This is a genomic window from Pseudomonas sp. CM25 (genome assembly GCF_013179705.1).
GTDB lineage: Bacteria > Pseudomonadota > Gammaproteobacteria > Pseudomonadales > Pseudomonadaceae > Aquipseudomonas.
This window is the reverse complement of record NZ_JABMCW010000097.1, coordinates 1-17547: the sequence shown is the minus strand read 5'-3', so window position 1 is coordinate 17547 and position 17547 is coordinate 1. Positions and strand designations below refer to the sequence as shown.

General features: G+C 62.8%; 16 protein-coding genes. 7 read left to right on the top strand and 9 right to left on the bottom strand.

The annotated features are described in order from the left end of the window. Window positions 1-585, bottom strand: a 585-nt coding sequence (locus HP546_RS12885) for an SDR family NAD(P)-dependent oxidoreductase (protein WP_172225452.1), incomplete at its 3' end; no start/stop codon positions are given. Between the two features lie 155 nt (window positions 586-740). On the opposite strand from HP546_RS12885, the gene HP546_RS12880 reads away from it, so the two are divergent. Beyond that, a complete protein-coding gene (locus tag HP546_RS12880; protein WP_172225450.1) occupies window positions 741-1013 on the top strand; it encodes a hypothetical protein in 273 nt (90 codons plus the stop codon). 56 nt (window positions 1014-1069) lie between these two features. Here HP546_RS12880 and HP546_RS12875 read toward each other — a convergent pair whose 3' ends face one another. After that, window positions 1070-2431 (bottom strand): DEAD/DEAH box helicase, encoded by a 1362-nt coding sequence (locus HP546_RS12875; protein ID WP_172225448.1) that lies wholly within the window; start codon window positions 2429-2431, stop codon window positions 1070-1072. Window positions 2432-2534: 103 nt separating this feature from the next. On the opposite strand from HP546_RS12875, the gene HP546_RS12870 reads away from it, so the two are divergent. After that, window positions 2535-3836, top strand: coding sequence for a mechanosensitive ion channel family protein (locus HP546_RS12870; protein ID WP_172225446.1), 1302 nt, complete (start codon window positions 2535-2537; stop codon window positions 3834-3836). Window positions 3837-4007: 171 nt separating this feature from the next. Here the strand turns inward: HP546_RS12870 and HP546_RS12865 are convergent, their stop codons facing one another. The 4 genes from HP546_RS12865 to HP546_RS12850 form a co-directional block, all read right to left on the bottom strand. Continuing rightward, window positions 4008-4943, bottom strand: coding sequence for an AEC family transporter (locus HP546_RS12865; RefSeq protein WP_172225445.1), 936 nt, complete (start codon window positions 4941-4943; stop codon window positions 4008-4010). A gap of 1 nt (window position 4944) precedes the next feature. Continuing rightward, window positions 4945-5820: a carboxylate/amino acid/amine transporter gene (locus HP546_RS12860; protein WP_172225443.1), complete on the bottom strand. Its 876-nt coding sequence runs from the start codon at window positions 5818-5820 to the stop codon at window positions 4945-4947. A 223-nt stretch (window positions 5821-6043) separates the two neighbouring features. After that, window positions 6044-6643, bottom strand: coding sequence for an FMN-dependent NADH-azoreductase (locus HP546_RS12855; RefSeq protein ID WP_172225441.1), 600 nt, complete (start codon window positions 6641-6643; stop codon window positions 6044-6046). A 109-nt stretch (window positions 6644-6752) separates the two neighbouring features. After that, the gene (locus HP546_RS12850) at window positions 6753-7067 is read right to left on the bottom strand and encodes a 3-phosphoglycerate kinase (protein WP_172225439.1); all 315 of its coding nucleotides are present in this window, start codon (window positions 7065-7067) and stop codon (window positions 6753-6755) included. A 48-nt stretch (window positions 7068-7115) separates the two neighbouring features. Here HP546_RS12850 and HP546_RS12845 point away from each other — a divergent pair, with 48 nt between their 5' ends. From HP546_RS12845 to HP546_RS12830, 4 genes are all read left to right on the top strand, one after another. Continuing rightward, a complete protein-coding gene (locus HP546_RS12845; protein ID WP_172225437.1) occupies window positions 7116-8039 on the top strand; it encodes a LysR family transcriptional regulator in 924 nt (307 codons plus the stop codon). 13 nt (window positions 8040-8052) lie between these two features. Next, complete coding sequence (locus tag HP546_RS12840; RefSeq protein ID WP_172225435.1) at window positions 8053-8865, top strand: alpha/beta fold hydrolase; 813 nt, start codon at window positions 8053-8055, stop codon at window positions 8863-8865. Then, a complete protein-coding gene (locus HP546_RS12835) occupies window positions 8859-9416 on the top strand; it encodes a peptidylprolyl isomerase (protein WP_172225433.1) in 558 nt (185 codons plus the stop codon). Before HP546_RS12840 ends, HP546_RS12835 begins: the two co-directional genes overlap by 7 nt. A gap of 63 nt (window positions 9417-9479) precedes the next feature. Next, the gene (locus tag HP546_RS12830; RefSeq protein WP_172225431.1) at window positions 9480-11312 is read left to right on the top strand and encodes an ABC transporter ATP-binding protein; all 1833 of its coding nucleotides are present in this window, start codon (window positions 9480-9482) and stop codon (window positions 11310-11312) included. A gap of 124 nt (window positions 11313-11436) precedes the next feature. Here the strand turns inward: HP546_RS12830 and HP546_RS12825 are convergent, their stop codons facing one another. Further along, complete coding sequence (locus HP546_RS12825) at window positions 11437-12564, bottom strand: GNAT family N-acetyltransferase (protein ID WP_172225429.1); 1128 nt, start codon at window positions 12562-12564, stop codon at window positions 11437-11439. Between the two features lie 262 nt (window positions 12565-12826). Here HP546_RS12825 and HP546_RS12820 point away from each other — a divergent pair, with 262 nt between their 5' ends. Beyond that, complete coding sequence (locus HP546_RS12820; RefSeq protein ID WP_172225427.1) at window positions 12827-14071, top strand: putative porin; 1245 nt, start codon at window positions 12827-12829, stop codon at window positions 14069-14071. Window positions 14072-14189: 118 nt separating this feature from the next. Here HP546_RS12820 and HP546_RS12815 read toward each other — a convergent pair whose 3' ends face one another. Both HP546_RS12815 and hrpA read right to left on the bottom strand, forming a co-directional pair. Then, a complete protein-coding gene (locus tag HP546_RS12815; protein ID WP_172225425.1) occupies window positions 14190-15311 on the bottom strand; it encodes a beta-ketoacyl-ACP synthase III in 1122 nt (373 codons plus the stop codon). Between the two features lie 179 nt (window positions 15312-15490). Beyond that, window positions 15491-17547: ATP-dependent RNA helicase HrpA (gene hrpA / locus HP546_RS12810; protein WP_172225423.1), on the bottom strand; the 2057-nt coding region annotated here is incomplete at its 5' end.

Below are 17547 nucleotides of genomic sequence, written 5' to 3'. Positions count from 1 at the left end.
GCGGCGGCCATGGGCGGTGCCGATAAAGCCTGGGCAGATGGCATTGCTGCGGATGTTCTGGTCGCGGTACTCCACGGCCAAGGCGCGGGCGAACATGTGGCAGGCACCTTTGGTGGTGCAATACAGCACTTCCATCGGGGTGCCGACCACTGCCGAAATCGACGAAGTGCAGATGACGCTGCCGCCGCCGGCGGCGAGCATGCCTGGCAATACGGCCTTGGTGACCAGGAACATGCTTTTCACGTTGACGCTCATCAACCGGTCCCAGTCGGCTTCGCTGGTTTCCAGGAACGGGCCGGCCGCGATGATGCCTGCGTGGTTCATCAGCACGGTGATCGGGCCAAAGTGTGCCTGGGCCTGGCTTACCGCTCGGTGCACCTGGTCGGCCTGGGACACATCGGCAGCGACGAACAGCGCCTGACCGCCGTCGGCATTGATACCTGCCGCCACCGTTTCACCCTGGCTGGTCGGCAAGTCGAGGATCACCACCTTGGCGCCCTCGGCGGCGAACAGCTGCGAAGCGGCCAGGCCGCACCCGCCTGCGCCGCCGGTTATCAGCGCCACTTTGCCTTTCAATCGATCCATGGGTCTGTTCCTCGGTTGTCATGTTTGTGGCTTCAAACTAGAGCCGAGGATGACTGCGGTAAATATACCCAGGGGTATAGCCGCCGGTCGAAGGCACTGAACCAACTGCCGTAGGCGCGTCTCCACCGCTCATCACCCCCGCCGGAGGTATAAGGATGAAACCGCTGCTGCCTATCGCCTGCGCCACTCTACTGTTCAGCGCCCTGCCCGCCTGGGGCTGTACACCGGAGGAGGCAACGCAAAAACGTGAAGAGCTGGCCGGCTTGGTTTCTCGGTTGACCGAGCAGAACCCGCAAAAGGCCAAGGAGATCAATGACGAGCTTCAGGGAATGGAGTTGGGGACGGCGAGCAAGGACTTGCCCGACAAGTGCCAGCTGATCGACCAGCGGGTCAAGGAACTGAAAGAGGCGGAGAAAAAGGCTGATTGAAGGTTTGTTGACTGCCCTGTCGCCGGCAAGCCGGCCACAGGGCTAGTACCGGCCGATTACTCGGCGGCAGTCCTGCGCTTCTTCAACGGCGCCAGGCCATCCGCACTCGCCAGCGGGGCGTTGGCCTTCGGCTTGGCGGTAGGCTTGCGCTTGGCAGCAGCCTTCTTGTCACCCGACTTCTTGTCGACCTTTTTCTTCTTGCTACCGACAGCCTTGCCCGATGCCTTGACCTTCTTCGGCCCGCTGTAGGTGCCCTTCACTTCCTTGATCACCCGGCGCTCGAACTGCTGCTTGAGGTAGCGTTCGATGCTGGACATCAGGTTCCAGTCGTTGTGGGTGATCAGCGAGATCGCCAGGCCTTCGCCACCGGCCCGGCCGGTACGGCCAATGCGGTGTACGTACTCGTCACCGCTGCGCGGCATGTCGAAGTTGATGACCAGGTCCAGGCCATCGATGTCCAGGCCACGGGCCGCCACATCGGTGGCCACCAGTACCTTGGAGCCGCCCTGCTTGAAGCGCTCGATGGCCAGCTTGCGGTCTTTCTGGTCCTTTTCGCCATGCAGCACGAACGCTTTCACGTCCTTGGCGACCAGGTGGCCGTAGATACGGTCAGCCATGACGCGGGTGTTGGTGAAGATGATGGCCTTGTCGAACGTCTCGTTGGCCAGCAACCATTGAACGATCTGCTCTTTGTGCTGGTCGTGGTCAGCGGTGATGACCTGCTGGCGGGTACCTTCGGCCAGCTGCGAAACGCTGTTGAGCATCAGGTGTTCAGGATCTTTCAGCACCTTGCCGATGATGTCGCGCAGGGCCGCGCCACCGGTGGTGGCCGAGAACAGCAGGGTTTGCTCGCGGTTCTCGCACTCCTTGCATAGGCGCTCCATGTCTTCGGCAAAGCCCATGTCGAGCATGCGGTCGGCTTCGTCGAGGATCAGCACCTTCACATGGGACAGGTCGAGGTTGCCGGCATTGAGCTGCTCGAGCAGGCGGCCCGGGGTGCCGATCAGCACGTCCGGCACCTTGCGCAGCATGGCGGCCTGTTCCTTGAAGTCTTCGCCGCCGGTCACCAGGCCCGACTTGATGTAGGTGAACTGCGAGAACAGCTGCACTTGCTTGAGGGTCTGCTGGGCCAGCTCACGGGTCGGCAGCAGGATCAGCGCGCGGATCTCGACGCGAGGGCCGCTGAGGTCGACCAGGCGGTTGAGCATGGGCAGCACGAAGGCCGCGGTCTTGCCGCTGCCGGTCTGTGCGGTCACGCGCAGGTCACGCCCTTGCAGGGCCAAGGGGATGGCCGCGGCCTGCACCGGGGTAGGCTCGACGAATTTAAGCTCGGCCACGGCTTTAAGCAGGCGTTCATGCAGGGCGAATTGGGAGAACACGGAGGTAACCTCAGGCAAGTGCGGGAAATTCAGTTGCATAGGGTAACGTTTTCTGCAGCCTTAGCCGAATTTCTTTTGGCAACTTTGTCGCCATCCGCGCTCTAATGGCGCTTCGTTTCGCAACAAGACTGTACGCAAACCCATGGATATCCAAAGAATCTGGCGTGACTCCCTCGACCTGTGGGGCACCCTCGACCAACATCCCATGCTGCACGCTGCCATCGGTCTGGCGGTGCTGCTGCTGATTTCCCTGGTCATCGGCCGCCTGGCGCGCTTCCTGATGCTGCACGGCGCGCGCCTGCTGGCCCGCCAACAGGCGTTGAAGTGGCTGGACGACCTGCGCCACAACAAGGTCTTCCACCGCCTGGCCCAGACCACACCGTCGCTGGTGCTGCAATTTGGCCTGAAGCTGGTGCCGGAGCTGTCCGACACCGCTCAGCACTTCCTCGGCAATGTCGCCCTGGCCTTTACCCTGCTGTTCATGACCATGGCGCTGTCGTGCCTGCTGGATGCCCTGCTCGACATCTATGCCCGCACCGAACATGCCCGCACCCGCTCCATCAAGGGCTACGTGCAACTGGCCAAGATGATGCTGTGGATCTTCGCCTCCATCGTCATCGTCGCCACCCTGATCGACCGTTCGCCGCTGTTGCTGCTGTCTGGCCTGGGCGCCATGTCGGCGGTACTGCTGTTGGTGTACAAGGACACGCTGCTGTCGTTCGTCGCCAGCGTGCAGTTGACCAGCAACGACATGCTGCATGTGGGTGACTGGATCGAAATGCCGCAGGTGGGTGCCGATGGCGATGTGGTGGATATCACCTTGCACACGGTGAAGGTGCAGAACTTCGACAAGACCATCGTCTCCATCCCCACCTGGCGCCTGATGAGCGAGTCGTTCCGCAACTACCGCGGCATGCAGCAGTCCGGCGGCCGGCGGATCAAGCGCAGCCTGTTCATCGATGCCGCCGGCGTGCGCTTCCTTACCCGCGAAGAGGAACAGCGCCTGAGCCAGATACAGCTGCTTGGCGACTACCTGGCCGGCAAGCGCCAGGAGCTGCAGAACTGGAACGAGGCGCTGGGGCCGGTGGCCGAGCTGTCGGCCAACCGCCGCAAGCTGACCAATATCGGCACCTTCCGCGCGTTCGCCCTGGCCTACCTGAAGAACCACCCCAACATTCACCCGAACATGACCTGTATGGTACGGCAGATGCAGACCACCGCCGAAGGCGTGCCGCTGGAGATCTACTGCTTCACCACCACCACGGTGTGGGCGGACTATGAGCGGATTCAGGGGGATATCTTCGACTACCTGCTGGCGGTGCTGCCGGAGTTTGGCTTGAGCCTCTATCAGCAGCCGAGTGGCAATGACATGCGGGTGGGGTTGGCCGGGCGTATGGCGGCCGAGCCGATGCCGCGTCGCCTGGAAGAGATGAGCGAGGCTTGAGATTGCCGGGGCTGCTTTGCAGCCCATCGCCGGCAAGCCAGCTCCCACAGGTACCGCGCAGTTCCGCAAGACGGTGGTGTTCCCGTTTGGAGCTGCTTTGCAGCCCACCACCCCCACAGTTACTGGGAGCTGGCTTGTCGTGGCGACTAACCGCGGCGACAGGGCCTTCGGCTACCCCGCATAACCCAGCAGGTACAACAACCCGGTCAAGGTCAGCAGCGAAGCCACGGTCGACAACAGGATCGTGCGCGATATCAACCCCGCCTCACGGTTGTAATACTCCGCCAGCATGAACGGCCCGGTCCCGGTCGGCAGTGCCGCCAGCAGCACCGCCGAAGCCGCCCACATGGTCGGCAGGCTGAACACCTTGAACGCCAGTACCCAGGTCAACGCCGGCTGCCCCACCAGCTTCAAGCCCACCAACGGCCATGGGTTGGCCTGCGCACCCGGGCGTTTTTCTGCCAGAAACGCGCCCAGCGAGATCAACGCGCAAGGCGTGGTGGCCAACGCCAGCATGTCGAGAAAGTGCATCACCGGCTCGGCCAGGCCCAATCCAGCCATGGCCCACCCCGCCCCCGCCAGCGGCGAGAACACCAGCGGGTTCTTCGCCAGCGCCTTGCTCACCAGCAGGATCGCCCGGCCAATCTGCCGCTCCTCCTGCAGCCCGACCTCGATCAGGGTCAGCGAAATGGCAAACACCAGGCACACCACGAGCAACGACGAGATCAGCGCCGGCTGCAGGCCTGCCTGGCCAAACAGCAACAAGCACAAAGGGATGCCGATGTAGCCGGTGTTGGCATACCCGGCACTCAGCCCGTCGATGCTCGCCGCGACCAGGCCGTGGCCGCTGTGCAAGCGCCACAGCAGGGTCACCACGAACATGGCCAGGGCGCCCCCGCCAAAGGCGACGATGAACCCCGGGTGCCAGATCTCGCTCCAGGTGGCTGTGGCGGTTACCTTGAACAGCAACGCCGGCAGGCACAGCCAGACCACCATCTTGTTGATTTCGGCGGCGGCCTTGTCGCCCAGCTTGTTGGTCTTGCGGCACAGGTAGCCGACCAGGATCAGGGCGAAGATCGGCGCGACGATGACGAAGACAGTGTGCATGTCAGGCCTTGCCGGCCAATGGCGCTTGCCCGCGAGCACCCAAGCGGCTCAACCACACCGACGCCAGAATGATCGCGCCGCCGATGAACAACCGCCCCAGCGGTTCGTGCTGGTTCCAGATCAGCAGGTTCAGCAGCAGCCCCACCGGTACATGCAAGTTGTTCATCACCGCCAGCGTGCCGCCAGAAACCATGCACGCACCCTTGTTCCACCAGTACAGGCCCAGCGCCGTCGGGCACAAACCCAGGAACAGCAGCACCAGCCATTGCACGTCGGTACTCGGCAGGTGCTGCGCATTGCCGAACAGCAGGAACGCCGGCAGCACCACCAGCAAGGCGCCGAGGTAGAAGTAGCCAAAACGCGCGTAGTGCGGCAGGTCGCTGGGGTTGCGGGCGACCAGGTGACGGTACAGCACCTGGCCGGCAGCGTAGGTGAAGTTGGCCAGTTGCAGCAGCAGGAAGCCGATGAAGAACTCGCCGCTGATGCTGTCGAAACGGATCACCGCCGCGCCGGCCACGGCCACCAGCGCCGCCACCAGCGCCCACGGGTTGAAGCGCCGGTTCATGGCGTCCTCTATCAGCGTCACGTGCAGCGGCGTGAGGATGGTGAACAGTAGTACCTCGGGCACGGTGAGCACGCGAAAGCTCAGGTACAGGCAGACATAGGTGATGCCGTACTGCAACGCGCCGATCAGCAGCATCGAGCGCATGAAGCGCGGTTCCACCTGGCGCCAGCGGGTCAACGGCAGAAACACCAGGCCGGCCAGCAGCACCCGTGCGAGCACGGCGAAATAGCTGTCGACGTGCCCGGCCAGGTACTCGCCGATCAGGCTGAAGGAAAACGCCTGGATCAGCGCGACGATTATCAGGTAGCCCATGGTTGCCTCTCGTGGATCAAGGCCGCGACCTTAGCGGGTTGCGGGCTTTGTGTTCAACCATGAGGAATGTGGGGGCTGTGCCGGCCTCTTCGCGGGCTTGCCCGCGAAGAGGCCGGCACAGGCCGCCACCAAATCCCAGGCATAAAAAAGCCCGGCCAAAAGGACCGGGCAGGTACACCCAAAGGAGCAAAAACAGGTGTCAGGGTTGGGAATTCGTTAAGCCTCAGGCCACCGCCGCCAACTTGGCCTTGGCCTGGTTCAGGCCCTTCTCATGGAACTCGCCGCTCATGTTCAGGCCTTCGGCATGGATGAAATCGACATCGTGAATGCCGATGAAAGCCATTACCTGGCGCAGGTACGGTTCCTGGTGGTCGCTGGTGGCGCCGGCGTGGATACCGCCGCGGGCAGTCAGCACGATGGCGCGCTTGCCGGTCAGCAGGCCCTGCGGGCCGGTAGGGGTGTACTTGAAGGTGATGCCGGCACGCAGCACATGGTCCAGCCAGGCCTTGAGGGTGCTGGGGATGGTGAAGTTGTACATCGGTGCAGCCATCACCAGCACATCGGCGGCAAGCAATTCATCGGTCAATTCGTTGGAACGGGCCAGGGCCTCCAGCTCGGCAGCGCTGCGCTGTTCTTCCGGCTTCATCCAGCCGCCGAGCAGGTTGGCATCCAGGTGTGGCACCGGGCTTACCGCCAGGTCGCGTACGGTGATCTGATCGGCCGGGTGGGCGGCCTGCCATTGCTGGATGAAGTCACGGGTCAGCTGACGAGAAACGGAATCCTGCTGGCGGGCGCTGCTTTCGATGATCAGTACGCGGGACATGAGGTGCCTCCATCGGCAAAAAAGGGTGCGATTCGATGGAGGGGAGATTAAGGCTTGACCTATCGATAAAAAAGCGTAAAAAGTGGGTTCAATCTATCGATTTATCGGTTTATTCCGCCGCACAGCTCAACGCGATGCGCAGCTTGATGATCTGCCGGTTGAATTTGGCAGTGACGTCGACACTTTTACCCGCTGGCACGTTTACCCGGCGCACCCGCGGCGCCTCCGGGCCATTGCGGAAGGTTACCTTGCACGCTGCCGGAACCTGCCCATAGTTGTTCAGGGTAATGGCGCCAATGTCGTAGGCCGTGTCATACGCGGCGTAGTCAAGCTTGACCCCGGTCAGCTGCTTCTCTACATCGATGGGGTAAGCCATGGCCCCGAGGGGCAGGCACATCAGTATTGCCGCACAACATTTCTTCATGGGCCGCTCTCCTTGAAAGAGCGCAGCTTAGGACAACAGGAGCGAAACATGAAAGCGCCGCGCGTAACCCTTGACCAGTGGCGGACCCTGCAAGCAGTGGTCGATCACGGCGGGTTTGCCCAGGCCGCCGAGGCTCTGCACCGCTCACAGTCATCGGTCAGCTACACCGTGGCGCGCATGCAGGAGCAACTGGGCGTGCCGCTGCTGCGCATCGATGGCCGCAAGGCGGTGCTCACCGAGGCCGGTAACGTTCTGCTGCGCCGGTCGCGGCATCTGGTCAAGCAGGCCAGCCAGCTCGAAGACCTGGCCCACCACATGGAGCAGGGCTGGGAAGCCGAGGTGCGTCTGGTAGTCGATGCAGCCTACCCCAGCGCCCGCCTGGTACGCGCCCTGGCCGCGTTCATGCCGCAAAGCCGTGGCTGCCGGGTGCGCCTGCGTGAGGAGGTGCTGTCTGGCGTCGAGGAAGTGATGCACGAAGGCATCGCCGACCTGGCCATCAGCAGCTACAGCATCGGCGGCTACCTGGGCGCCGAACTGAGCGCAGTGGAGTTCGTCGCCGTCGCCCACCCCGAACACAGCCTGCACCGCCTTGGCCGCGAGCTCACCTTCCAGGACCTGGAAAGCCAGCTGCAGGTGGTGATCCGCGACTCTGGCCGCGCGCAACCGCGCGACGTCGGCTGGCTGGGCGCCGAACAGCGCTGGACCGTGGGCAGCCTGGGCACCGCCGCCACCTTCGTCGGCAGTGGCCTGGGCTTTGCCTGGCTGCCCCGGCACATGATCGAGCGCGAGCTGCGCGATGGCGTGCTCAAGCCTTTGCCGCTGGATCAGGGTGGCAGCCGCCATCCACTGTTCTACCTTTATTCGAGCAAAGAGAAGACCTTGGGCCCGGCCACGCAGATTCTCATCGACCTGCTGCGCAACTTCGACACTGCGCCACTGGACGTGCCCTTCGCAGCCCCCCCACAAGCCTGAGAGGACCGCGCCCGTGGCCTATTTCGAACATGAAGGATGCGCACTGCATTACCGGGAATATGGCCAGGGCGAACCGCTGGTACTGCTGCACGGCCTGGGTTCCAGCTGCCAGGACTGGGAGTTGCAGGTGCCGGCGCTAAGCCGCCACTACCGGGTCATCCTCATGGACATTCGCGGCCACGGCCGCTCCGACAAGCCCCGTGACGGTTACCAGATCGCCACCTTCAGCGCCGACCTGCTGGCCCTGCTCGAACACCTGCACACAGGTCCGGTGCACCTCGTCGGTTTATCCATGGGCGGCATGGTCGGTTTCCAGTTTGCCGTCGACCACCCCCAGTGGCTGCGCAGCCTGTGCATCGTCAACAGCGCCCCGGAGGTCAAGCGCCGCACCCGCAGTGACTGGGTCTGGTGGCTCAAGCGCTGGGGCCTGGCGCGCATCCTCAGTGTCGAAACCGTCGGCAAAAGCCTGGCCGAACGCCTGTTCCCCAAACCCGGGCAGGCCTACTTGCGGCAAAAGATGGCCGAACGCTGGGCACGCAACGACAAGCGCGCCTACCTCAAGAGCTTCGACGCCATCGTCGACTGGGGCGTGCAGGAACGCATCGGCCAGATCCACTGTCCTACCCTGGTAATTGCCGCCGACCACGATTACACCCCGATACACCTGAAAGAGCGCTATGTCGCCCTCATGCCCAACGCCAGGCTGGTCGTCGTCGACGATTCGCGGCACGCTACACCCCTCGATCAACCCGAGGTCTTCAACCAGACCCTGCTGCAGTTCCTCGCGGCCGCTTCCACCTCTCAAGGATCTTTGAGCCCATGCTGAAAAAACTCCTGCTCACCGCCTGCTCGGTTGCCTTCGCCACCAGCGTCATGGCCTCCGACAAGACCCCGCACGTCATGCTGGACACCAGCTTCGGCCAGGTCGAAATCGAGCTGAATGCCGAGAAGGCGCCGATCAGTACCAAGAACTTCCTCGAATACGTCGACAGCGGTTTCTACAACAACACCATCTTCCACCGTGTGATCCCCGGTTTCATGGTGCAAGGCGGTGGCTTCACCGACCAGATGGTGCAGAAAAACACCCAGGACCCGATCAGGAACGAAGCCAGCAACGGCCTGCTGAACACCCGTGGCACGCTGTCGATGGCACGCACCTCGGACCCGAACTCGGCCACCAGCCAGTTCTTCATCAACGTGGCCGACAACGACTTCCTCAACCCCGGGCGTGACCGGGGCTATGCCGTGTTCGGCAAGGTGACCAAGGGCATGGAAGTGGTCGACCAGATCGTCAACTCGCCGACCACCGTCAAGAAAGGCATGCGCGATGTACCGGCCGACCCGGTCTACATCAAGTCGGCCAAACGCATCGACTGACCGCAGGCTTCACAGGGACGTGAAACCGCCTGAGGGCCGGATGGAACAGGAGTGTCGCACCCCATGCTTTACCGCCGTTTCGAACAGCTGATCGATATTTTCCGCGAGGCGCCCAGCGAGTCGCCGCCCACCACCGTGTGGCCGTTCTACCTGTACTACCTGCGCCAGGTGTGGCCCAGTTTTCTCGCCCTGCTGGTAGTCGGCCTGTTCGCCTCGCTGATCGAGGTGGCGATGTTCAGCTATCTCAGCCGCATCATCGACCTGGCCCAGGGCACGCCAAATGCCAACTTCTTCAGTGAGCACAGCGGTGAACTGATCTGGATGCTGGTGGTGATACTGCTGCTGCGCCCCGTGTTCTTCGGCCTGCACGACCTGTTGGTGCACCAGACCATCAACCCGGGCATGACCAGCCTGATTCGCTGGCAAAACCACAGCTACGTGCTCAAGCAGAGCCTGAACTTCTTCCAGAGCGACTTTGCCGGGCGTATCGCCCAGCGCATCATGCAAACCGGCAACTCACTGCGCGACTCAGCCGTGCAAGCAGTGGACGCGCTGTGGCACGTACTGATCTACGCCATTACTTCGCTGGTGTTGTTCGCCGAGGCCGACTGGCGCCTGATGCTGCCGTTGCTGGCGTGGATCATCTGCTACATCGCCGCGCTTTTCTACTTCGTGCCGCGGGTAAAGGAGCGCTCGGTGATCTCGTCCGATGCCCGCTCCAAGCTGATGGGGCGCATCGTCGACGGCTATACCAACATCGCTACCCTGAAGCTGTTTGCCCACACCGACTACGAGCAGCAATACGCCCGCGAGGCAATCAGCGAGCAAACCGAGAAAACCCAGCTGGCCTCGCGGGTGATCACCAGCATGGACGTGGTCATCACCACCCTCAACGGCTTGCTGGTGGTCGGCACCACCGGCCTTGCGCTGTGGCTGTGGAGCCAGTCGCTGATCACCGTCGGCGCCATTGCCCTGACCACTGGCCTGGTGATTCGCATCGTCAACATGTCGGGCTGGATCATGTGGGTGGTCAACGGCATTTTCGAGAACATCGGCATGGTCCAGGACGGCCTGCAGACCATCGCCCAGCCGGTTACTGTCACCGACAAGCCCAACGCGCCAGCGCTCAAGGTCAGCCGAGGGGCGGTACGCTTCGATGACGTGGACTTCCACTACGGCAAGGCTGCCAACGTGATCGAGGGGCTGAACCTGGACATCCGCCCGGGTGAGAAAATCGGTTTGATCGGGCCCTCCGGGGCAGGCAAATCGACCCTGGTCAACCTGCTGCTGCGGCTGTACGACGTGCAGGGCGGACGCATCCTCATTGACGGCCAGAACATCGCCGAAGTCAGCCAGGCCAGCCTGCGTGCGCAGATTGGCATGATCACCCAGGACACCTCGTTGCTGCACCGCTCGATCCGCGACAACCTGCTGTATGGTCGCCCCGAGGCCAGCGAGGCAGCGTTGCACGAAGCCGTACGCCGCGCGCGCGCCGATGAGTTCATCCCGCAGTTGTCGGATGCCCAGGGCCGCACCGGGTTCGATGCCCATGTGGGTGAGCGTGGGGTGAAACTGTCGGGTGGCCAGCGCCAGCGCATCGCGATTGCCCGGGTGCTGCTGAAGAACGCGCCGATCCTGATCATGGACGAAGCCACGTCGGCGCTGGACTCGGAGGTGGAGGCGGCGATCCAGGAAAGCCTGGAGACACTGATGCAGGGCAAGACCGTGATCGCCATCGCCCACCGGCTGTCGACCATCGCGCGGATGGACCGCCTGGTGGTGCTGGACAAGGGGCGCATTGTCGAGAGTGGCAGCCACAGTGAGCTGCTTGAGCAGCAGGGGCTGTATGCCCGCTTGTGGCATCACCAGACCGGGGGCTTTGTCGGGGTCGACTGACTCCTGTACCGGCCCTATCGCCGGCACGCCAGCTCCCACAGATCCCCACAGATTTCAAGGCCTGTGGTGATCCTGTGGGAGCTGGCTTGCCGGCGATAGGGCCATTACAAGCAGCACAAGACGCTTAGTCCCGGCGATAAGGCAGCATCCCCCGCGCCTCTTCTGCATAAGCCCTGACCCCTTCCCGCTCCTGCAGCAAAAAATCCTCCACCGCACGCCGCAACCCCGCATGCAGCAGGTAATGCCAGGACCGCGTCAGCACCGGCTCGAACCCGCGTATCAGCTTGTGCTCCCCCTGCGCTCCGGCATCGAAACGCTGGTAACCCTCGGCAATGGCAAAGTCCATCCCCTGATAGAAGCACGTCTCGAAATGCAGCCGGTCGAACTCGTCCAGGCACCCCCAGTATCGGCCGAACAGGCTGTCGCCACCCACCAGGCTCAGGGCCATCGCCACATCACGCCCGCCTTGTCTGGCCATCACCACGCGCAGTGCCTCGGGCATGCGCTCGGCTATAAGGCTGAAAAACTCGCGGGTCAGATAAGGCGCACGGCGACGCACGGCGTAAGTGTTGGCGTAGCAGCGATAGACAAAATCCCACTGTGCCTGGTCCAGCTCCCCCCCGCGGTACCAGCGGAATTCGATGCCCTGCCCGGCCACCTGCTCACGCTCCTTGCGCATCTGCTTGCGCTTGCGCGAGCTCAAGGTGTCGAGAAAATCCTGGAAGTCGCGATAGCCGCGGTTATGCCAGTGGAACTGGCAACCCAGGCGCTCCATCCACCCCGGCAGGCCAGCCAGTTGCTGGTCCAGGACCGGGTCGGTGAAATTGATGTGCGCACCGGAAAGCCCGCCCTTGCCCAGATACTCCGGCAGCGCCTGCAGCAACAGCTGGCCATCGCCAGGGTCGGCGCTGAGCAGCCGCGGGCCGTTCACCGGGCTGAACGGCACGGCGCCAAGCAGTTTGGGGTAATAGGCGATGCCGGCCCGTTCACAGGCATCGGCCCAACCATGATCGAACACATATTCGCCAAACGAGTGCCACTTGCGATACGCCGGCAACAGCGCCCGCACCTGCCCGTCACGCTCCAGCACCAGGTGCTCGGCGGCCCAGCCGGTATTGCGGGCGACGCTGCCGCTGTCTTCCATGGCACTAAGAAAAGCATGGCGCAGGAAGGGTTGGCCGGCCGGCACCAGGGCATCCCAGGTGGCCGCCGGAAGATCACGCAAATGGGCAAGGCTGTAGAGGCTGGTCACGGTTCTGGCTCGCTGTCTCAAGGCACCCAGTATCCCCAAGGAAGGCCCGTCACTCAAATGGCGAACGCGGCACTGATCCTTTTATTCTCAATTACTTAACAACAGTGCCACTAATTAGACATTAATCTGTCATTGGCCCCCGCAATACTTGCGCCTGTTTTCCGGAACCCCAGAACCTGTCTATTCAGGCCCTTTCCGAAGACATGCCAACGCAGGGGCAGGCGCTTGAGCCTCCCCCATTTTTTTTAGTAGGGAGAACCTTATGCGTCTTGTTTCTACACTTACCGGAGTGAGCCTCACCGGCATGATGCTGGCTCTGAGTGCCCCGGCCAGTGCAGCTGTCGACGCCAAGCTGCTCGAAATGCTCCGCGCCAACGGCTCGATCAACCAGGCGCAGTACACCGAACTGCAGGGCGACCTGGCGAAAGAAACCAAGGAAAAGGCCGACCAGAAAGCTCAGTCCGAACGTATGAGCTCCTTCGAACAAAAAGTGGCATGGGCCGCCAAGACCCAGATCAAGGGTGATGTACGCCTGCGTTACGAAGACGTCAACGTCGATGACCCGAACAGCAGCAGTGGCAACCAGGACCGTCAGCGCGTACGCGCTCGCGTCGGGTTCTACAGCGAGATCAACCCGCAGGTCGATGCTGGCGTGCGGATCGCCACAGGCAGCAGCGCCGACCGTCGTTCGACCAACCAGAGCTTCGACAACTACTTCGACAAGAAGTCGCTGTGGGTCGACCTTGCCTACCTCGACTGGCACCCGACCGCTGTCCCGAACTTGCACCTGATCGGCGGCAAGATGCCCCAGCCGTGGGTGAGCATGGGCGACATCATCTGGGACAGCGACATCAACCCTGAAGGCGTGGCCGCCACCTACAAAGCGGATCTGGGCGGCGCGGAAGTCTTTGCCAGCGCCGGTCAGTACACGTTGAAAGACAACGTCGATGGCGACGGTGTCCAGTACAAGCACGACGCGCAGGTCTACCATGGCCAGTTGGGCGCCAAGTTCGCCCCAGCTGATGTGCTCAAGCTCACCGTGGGCGCCAGCATCTATGGTTACGACAACGACAAGGAAGCAGCCATTCTGCAGTCGTTCGGCAACACCACCAATGAATTCAACCTGGTCGAGGGCTTCGGCCAGGTTGACTTCACCGGCTTTGCCATCCCGCTGTCGGCTTACGGCCAGTACGTGAAGAACACCGAGAGCACCGATGGCGAAGACCAAGCCTGGCTGGCTGGCCTGAAGACCAAAGTCGGCGCCTGGAGCCTGGACTACAACTACCGCGACGTGCAGCGTAATGCCGTGGTCAGCCTGTTCACGGACTCCGACTTTGGCAACGGCTTCACCGGCTCGCGCGGTCACAAGTTCAAGGTCGGCTACGAGATCGACAAGAACTTCTCGCTGGGCGCGGCCTACCTGATGGCCAAGACCGACCTTTCGCAGCTGCCTAACAGCAATGCCGACGTAGACACCCTGCAGGTAGACCTGGAAGCCAAGTTCTAAACGAAACCCTGCGCTGCTTCACACTGAAGCGGGGAATGCCGACCCCATCCGGCATTTCCCGCTTTTTTTGCCTGTGAGATTGTAGGGGCTGCTTTGCAGCCCCGACATTCCGAAGCAATCAGCGCTTGCGCAGAATCACGCTACCAATCGAATACCCCGCACCAAACGAGCTCAACACCCCCAGCGAGCCCTTGGCCAAGTCATCCTGGTACAAGTGGAAGGCAATCACCGACCCCGCCGAACTGGTATTCGCGTAGCGGTCGAGAATCACCGGTGCATCCTCCTCGGCCACTTCACGCCCCAGCAGCTTCTTGACGATCAGGTGATTCATGCTGAGGTTCGCCTGGTGCAGCCAGAAGCGCTTGACGTCCGACGGCTGCAGGTCGTTCTCGCCCAGATGCTTGCCGATCAGCTCGGCGACCATCGGGCAGACTTCCTTGAACACCTTGCGGCCTTCCTGCACGAACAGTTTGTCGCGGGTGTCGATACCCTCTTCCGCCGCGCGGTTGAGGAAGCCGAAGTTGTTACGGATGTTGTTGGAAAACGCGGTTTGCAGCTTGGTACCGACGATGTCGAACTGGTGCGCCGAGGTTGCCAGGTCGGCACGCTCGACCAGCACGGCAGTGGCAGCGTCGCCGAAGATGAAGTGGCTGTCGCGGTCACGGAAGTTCAGGTGCCCGGTGCAGATCTCCGGGCTGACCACCAGCAGTGCCCGGGCCTGGCCCAGCTGCACGCTGTTGGCGGCAGTCTGGATGCCGAAGGTGGCCGACGAGCAAGCCACGTTCATGTCGAAGGCAAAGCCCTGGATGCCCAGCGCCTGCTGCACTTCGATGGCGATGGCCGGGTAAGGGCGCTGCAGGTTGGAGCAGGCGACGATCACCCCGTCGACATCGGCAGGGGTGCGGCCGGCGCGTTCCAGTGCCTGGCGTGCGGCGGCAACGCCCATTTCACAGAGGATCGACTGTTCGTCGTTGGAGCGCTCTGGCAGGCGTGGTTTCATGCGTTGCGGGTCGAGGATACCCGCCTTGTCCATGACGAAGCGGCTCTTGATGCCCGAGGCCTTTTCGATGAACGCAGCATCGGACACTGGCGCCGCTTCGACTTCACCGCGCGCGATGGCGTCGGCGTTGTCCAGGTTGAACTGCTGCGACCAGGCATTGAAGGAAGCCACCAGTTCTTCGTTGGAAATGCTTTGGGCCGGGGTATACAGGCCGGTGCCGCTGATCACGACGTTATGCACGGTCGTTCCTCTGGTCAAAGGCCATCGCCACAGGGCGCTGGCTGGGAATATGACAGGTTAATGGCACTTTAGTACCAACTAGACAGCGAGGGCGGTGCCCTCGTTCGCGGGTGAACCCGCTCCCACAGGGGCCGTGCACCGGCCCCAAATTGCATCAATACTGCCACAACTGTGGAAGTTTAGCCCTCCACCTGGCTCCACTGCTTGCTCAATCTTTTATCCGAAATGGGCACTTTGGTACCCAGTTGCTGGGCAAACAGCGACACTCGGTATTCCTCCAGCCACCAGCGATACAAAGCCAGCTGCTCGTCACGCTTGCCCTCCTGGGCATGCTTGTCGGCACGAGCCTTGTACTGCGCCCACAAGTTGGCCAGCTCACCACTCCACACCCGGTCCTTCTGCACCTGCGACCCCAGCTTTTCAAGGCGCAGCTCCACCGCCTTCAGGTAACGCGGCAGCTCCTTGAACCAGATACCAGGCGTCTCGCGTACGAAGCCCGGGTACACCAGGTTGCCCAACTGCTGCTTGATGTCGTTCAGCGCCACTGCCTGGCTCAGGTCGATCTTGCCCTTGAAGCGCTTCTGCAGCCCATGCCACAGCTTCAATACCTCCAGGGTAAGCCGAGCCAGGCGCTCGGCGTGCTCGGCCCATGCGCCACGCTTGCGCTCTGCCAGCCCGGCCAGTGCCGCGCCATCACGGGGCAAAGGCTGCTCGCCTTCGAGAATGCAACTGTCCAGGCTGGCCAGCAGGATGTCCTCGACCAGCGCATCGACCCGGCCCATGTCACGGTACAGCAGCCCCAGTTCGGTAAGCCCCGGCAACTTGCCGCGCAGGAACTTGGCCGGCTCGGCCAACTGCTGCAGCAGCAGGCGCTGCAAGGCGCGGCGGTGCTGGAACTCGGCTTCGGCCTGGGTCGAGAAGCGCCCTTCACGCACCGTACCGTTGTCTTCCACCAGCGCCGGGTACACGGTCATCGATAGCCCGGCGATCTTCTGCTGGGCGGTCTGCTTCACTTCGCTGAAGGCCTTGGCCTGCACCGGTTGTTCGTTATTGGCATCACGCGGCACGGCCAGCGCCGCCTGGCTGGCCGCGGCAAAGCGTGCAGTCAGCTCGGCGAGATCGCGGCCTTCACCGAGGAACTTGCCCTGGCCATCGACCACTTCGATGTTCATGCGCAGGTGGCCTTCGACCAGCTTGACCGACTCCTCCCACGCCTCATCAGAGACACGCGCACCGGTCATGCGCAGCAGCTCCTGGCCCAACGCCTGCGGCAATGCCCCTTGGCCAAAGGTCATGCGCGCCAGTGAAGCCTTGACGAAGTCCGGCACCGGCACGAAGTTCTTGCGCAGAGCCTTGGGCAGGTTGCGCACCAGTGCCACGCACTTGGCTTCCAGCAGGCCTGGCACCAGCCATTCGAGACGCTCGCCCGGCAGGCTCGGCAGCAGCGGCGCCGGCACCCGCACGGTCACACCATCACGGGGGTGGCCAGGCTCGAAGTGGTAGCTCAGCGGCAAGCGCAGTTCGCCCACCTGCAGCCTGTCGGGGTACTGCGCGGCAGTCACTTCGCTGGCCTCGCGGGCCAGCACGTCTTCCTCGCGCATGATCAGCAGGCTGGCATCCTTCTGGCTGCCCATGCGGTACCAGCTGTCAAAGGTCGCGGTCTGGTGGATCTCCGCCGGCAGGCGTGCTTCGTAGAAGGCGTACAGCGTTTCTTCGTCAGCCAGAATGTCGCGCCGGCGAGCCTTGGCCTCGAGTTCATCGAGTTCTTCGAGCAGGCGCTTGTTGGCCGCCAGGCACTTGGCCCGCGACTGGATTTCGCCACCCACCAGGGCTTCGCGGATGAACAGCTCGCGCGAGGTGACCGGGTCGATCGGGCCGAAGTGCACCGGGCGGCGGCCGACCAGGATCAGGCCGTACAGGGTGATCTGCTCATAGGCCACCACTTGCCCGCGCTTCTTCTCCCAGTGCGGTTCGAAGTGGTTTTTCTTGACCAGGTGCCCGGCCAGCGGTTCGATCCAGTCCGGCTCGATCTTGGCCACCATGCGTGCATACAGCTTGGTGGTCTCGACCAGTTCGGCAGCCATCATCCACTGTGGGCGCTTGCGCCCCAGGCCCGACGACGGGTGTACCCAGAAGCGCCGCTGGCGGGCGCCCTGGTAGTCGCCCTCTTCGGTCTTCTGGCCGATCTGGCTGAGCAGGCCACTGAGAATGGCCTTGTGCATTTTCTGGTAGTCGG